The organism is Streptomyces sp. NPDC033229 (assembly GCF_055576875.1).
Genome location: NZ_JBVIQR010000155.1, coordinates 1 through 3,183, shown reverse-complemented (window position 1 = coordinate 3,183; position 3,183 = coordinate 1). Strand labels below are relative to the sequence as shown.

Sequence of the window (3,183 nt, the reverse complement as noted above, 5' to 3'; positions counted from 1 at the left end):
TGATCAGACGGAGGCCGCCCTCACGTCAGGCGAACAGCAGATCCCAGGCAAGTTCGACGCGACGTTCGACCTCAGGTGATAAACGCCAAGCTAAGATCGCGCCAGCCGCCACAGCCCATCCTCACCCTGATGATCTACACGTGAAAAAGCTCCAGGAACCCAGAATGACAACCAGGCTGAATACAATGCCGACCTTATCGCATATCGCCAGTGTAACCGGATGGCGGCCACGAGGGCCACTGATAAACCAGCCAGTCCCCATCTGGATAGTTTCGGGCACGAGAATCTGGCTGATACCAGGTTACCTTAGGATACGGATTGATCTCACTTTTCTTTCCTGCTTGCTCATCTGTCAGCGCCCGCAGCCCGATACATTTCCCCTCCTGCGTTGCCGCGTTATTTACTGAGCATTTAGAATCTTCGATCGTTTGCAAATAGAATTCAAGTTCCCCGGCCGGGGTGTTGATGTGCTGGGAGATCGCGCCAGGGGAATTCTCGCTAGCGTGGTTTTCCAGTACCCAGTCGTCCCAAATCCCGCAAGCTCTGCCCAAGTTGTTCACCTCGACGCTACTGTAATTAAGGATAGATAGGCAATTCCTTGCAGGGGTCTCATCGTAAATAGTGTCCGACAAATTTCCGCTCACACCGCCCACCCCTGAAGGCGTCCAGGCCCAGATCAATGGATGCATACTTTGATTCGGGGCCGACCCTGCTGTAAATGTGTACCTTGGAGGCGGGAATGTCTTGGAAGAAACCCCCGCGCAGGGGACGGCTCCCGGCAGGAGGTGATCGAATAACCGCCCGTAAACGCACATTCCTAGCGCCATGTGATCAGACTCAAGGGAACCCGATTCAGAAAGCCATGCTGCTGGGAATTTAGCTTTGATCATAACTAATGAGGACCACAGAGCAAGGGATCCGCCCCCAGTGCCACAGTCAGCGAGCCCGGTTTTCGCCAGACACTGCCCGGGGTTACTAGTGATTTCAAGGTGACGATCGCTGCGTAGAATCCATTTCGCGGGATACCGGTCCTTATCGTTGCAGTCCACCTTTTTCCCGACGGCCTCAAGGCACTTGGTACCCAAAGAGGGCGAGGGATCTGCATCGATGATCGTACCATTGTTCCCAATTTTCCAGGACAAGTTTTCCCGGAATTCTCCATACCGTGGGCATGGGACCACATTCGCTGCGGAATTATCTAGGCATTCGCTGGTTGCGGGCAATGGGTTCTTGAAATCGATAAGAAGGTAGCGGCTGGGGGGTTTGATCTCTACACGTCCTGGGGTGGCTTGTACTACCATTTCCTTAGTCCCCGAACCATATTTAGACTTTGTTGTGCAGGAGAGGGAATATCTACTGTACTGCCCGGTCCATTTACTCAGGTGTCCCTGCCACACCTTTCCTAGACAGTCCTGCAACGCAAGTTGCCCGAACGCGTTAGGGTGTACTGACTCCTGCTCGTCTCCCTGCGCCAATCGAAGAATGTACTTATCAATAAATCTCATCCATTCTGCGTCTTTCCCTTGAAGGTCTACGTCTTCCGCTCTGTCAAACCGATGCGAGTTACTGTACTGGGAAGTCTTATCGGAGCAGAGTTCGTGACCGCGAAAGGCGTTGTGAAGATCCATGAAGTCTACATCCTCGGCTTGGGCAGCCTGATGCAGAACGTTATTGAGGTCAGGCCCCAGCTTCCCGCTTGCCCAGTTCATATCCTTATCGCCGAAAGGGCATCCACCAGTCGAGAACCGCTGGGCAGAGTTGCCCTTCAAAGACTCTCTCAAATTTCCTGCCTTGGGGAGGAAACTCGGGTAAGATTGCAGGAGAATTCGATACTTGCCCTGACGGGGGCTATCTCCATACTTTTTATTTCCGGCGCTATCTTTCGCAGCCGCCATTGCCTTTTTGATCGACTGGATCGCCGCTCTCACTTTGTCCATTGCTGCCTTATATTCCATTTGGCTCGGATTTTGAGCCTTCCCACATTCGCCCCCCATCACTCCCAGTGTGACCTGATCCTTTACGTATTCCTTGGCGCACGCCTCTACCCGATCTGCAAACTTAAGATCATTTCCCCCGATAGAGAGGACGATCAATTTTACATCTAGGTTTACGGAGCCCTCTGTTAGCAGCTTCTTCAGAGCGCCTGCCTGTGTATCCTGGAGCGTATTACCCCCTTCTGGTTTCTGCGGAATCCCTCCGTCCTCTTTTAGGAGAACGTTTTTCACCACGGCCCCCGAACATGCCAGATTAATCCTTTTTGCCGTGGCGGGAAAATAAGGCTCGCTTTTTTTTGCTGCTCCTTTAATGGGCTTCTCTCCACCACCGACGGCCTTCTTGATGAACGATCCCCCATGAATTTCAGCGTAGTCTGAACGGTGGCACCCCGCCCCATCACCAAAGAGATTTTTGTAGGAGCCATCGTCCACGTATACAGCCTCCTTGCCAGCCCTGATTTGCTTAGGGGTGCCGGGTGAGCTGTAGGCTCGGTCAGTCCCATTATAGTCGTAAGCTCCGCCTTTTACGCTTTGCCCATATTCTGCACTATTGCCAAACCAGCGGGCAGCTTCACCGGAGATATAACTGTCCCCCATGGAAATGAAAGCGGGTTGGGTGGAATCATCAGCTCTTGCGGTAGGGTGGACCCCCAGGCAAGGAATTCCAAGGGTAAGTAAAGAAACGCCAACGGTAAGACTGCGGCTAAAGTCCATGCCGGTTTTCTCCTGAATTAAAAATCATTTCTTAATGCCGAGGGCGATGGCAGGGTATTCGGAAATGCGATCGGCAGGGTGAATGATACCGGTCAGGTTAACGGGGTCTCTTCTCAGGCACACCGCTCCCCTCGTACAGGGCCGGATGCGCGGCCGAGAACTTGAAGGGAACGTTACTGCCAGGCTGCGGCGTTCTGAGTTTGAACTCGTGGTGTCGTGTCGTTGTTTAGGCGGGTCTGATGGTCAGGCCGGTTTCGGCGAGGCAGCCGTCTATGAGGTCGCTGCGGTACTGGATGTGTTGGAGGCCGCGTCGAATGCGCTGGATGAGGTGGTCGGGTGTGCTGTAGGCGACATTGGAGAGCCAGCCGCGTCGCAGGAGGGACCAGATCCCTTCCACGGGGTTGAGGTCGGGTGCGTAGGACGGCAGGTGGTAGGAGTTGAGCCAGTCCTGCGTGTCGATGAAGGCCTTCATTCG

At 53.8% G+C, this 3,183-nt stretch carries 2 protein-coding genes; both read right to left on the bottom strand.

All coding sequences use genetic code 11. The features are described from left to right. Positions 1-194: 194 nt before the first annotated feature. On the bottom strand, positions 195-2,426 hold the full coding sequence (locus ACZ53N_RS36910; protein ID WP_469145078.1) for an SGNH/GDSL hydrolase family protein: 2,232 nt from the start codon (positions 2,424-2,426) through the stop codon (positions 195-197). 508 nt (positions 2,427-2,934) lie between these two features. Continuing rightward, a partial coding sequence (locus ACZ53N_RS36905; protein ID WP_469145077.1) for a transposase occupies positions 2,935-3,183 on the bottom strand: 249 nt, incomplete at its 5' end.